Source organism: Chryseobacterium candidae, from assembly GCF_004916905.1.
Classification (GTDB): Bacteria; Bacteroidota; Bacteroidia; order Flavobacteriales; family Weeksellaceae; genus Chryseobacterium; species Chryseobacterium candidae.
The window spans coordinates 1-1,294 of sequence record NZ_SDLV01000057.1 but is presented as its reverse complement, the minus strand read 5'-3'; the positions used below and the strand labels follow the sequence as shown (position 1 = coordinate 1,294).

Genomic DNA, 1,294 nt, shown 5'->3' with positions numbered 1-1,294 from the left:
TTTTATTCAATATGCTTTTGTAAAAGATATTATGAAAACCGTCTTTAATTAGTTAAAGATTTAATGTTATTTGAGGTAATATTCCATACCATTAAAGTATGATATATTGCTTATCAAAGGCAAAATTTGGTAGCTAATCAAGAAGTTTGCTTAAGCAGAAGAGAAAAATTGTCTTGTCTAAAAATAGTAAACAGATTGAAATACTTTAGATTAATAAAACGTTAAAAATACTTTTTAAACAAAAAAAAAATTATGGTTATGAATGTACGACAATTAAAAAAACTTAGCAGAAGAATAGAAGAGGCTAAGAAGCAAGAACAGCAGGAAAAAAGCTTAGATTTGTCAGGGTTATTTTTAGATTATAAACATTTATCGCATTTTATGCCAGAAATAGAGAAGATTCCTAATCTTACGGAACTTCTTTTAACTAACAACTACCTTAGTGATTTACCTGAGAGTATAGGCAAACTAAAAAACCTTAAAAGACTTGATGTAGACAACAACGATCTTAGTTACATACCTAGAAGTATTTATAATCTATCTAAACTCGAAGTGTTAGATTTAGATATCAACCAACTTAAAGAATTACCTTGGGGTATTTGTAAACTAAAAGAACTCACTGAACTGTCTTTTAATCATAATAAGATTACAGATGTTCCTAAAGACTTATTAAAATGTACAAAACTCAAAGAATTAAATTATAAAAATAACCCGCTTTCAAATAACGCAGATGCAATTCTTAAACACATTACAAATAGAATAACAAAATCAGAATTACCGATTGAATCTGTCCAACTTCCACCTCAACCTCAGGCAGAGTCACATGGAGAAGGATCGTCTCTTTCAGTATCCCCTTTTTCTCCAAGTGAAACAGTGGTAGAGGGAAATAAAAGTACCCTTCAGATGGCATCTACCCTAAATCAAACAGGGGCAGATCAAAGATCTGTTCTTACGTCTCAACCTGAACAGGCACGGGACATAGCCCAGTCTCCAAATCAACCAAGGGTGGGAGCGGGAAATAATACGACATCTACCCTAAATCAAACAGGGGTAGAGGAAAGATCGGTTCTTACGTCTGAATCTGAACAGGCACAGCACATAGCCCAGTCTCCAAATCAACCAAGGGTGGGAGCGGGAAATAATACGACATCTACCCTAAATCAAACAGGGGTAGAGGAAAGATCGGTTCTTACGTCTCAACCTCAAAAAGCGGGATGGATAAATGAAATATTTGTTCAGATGATATATAATCAACTTCAAACAGGTGCGGAATCAGGATCGTCTCTTCAAGCAT

The 1,294-nt window shown here is 34.1% G+C and carries 1 protein-coding gene; it reads left to right on the top strand.

What is annotated here, in order from left to right:
* Positions 1-258 precede the first annotated feature (258 nt).
* Positions 259-1,294, top strand: a 1,036-nt coding sequence (locus EK417_RS19840) for a leucine-rich repeat domain-containing protein (RefSeq protein ID WP_168802046.1), incomplete at its 3' end; no start/stop codon positions are given.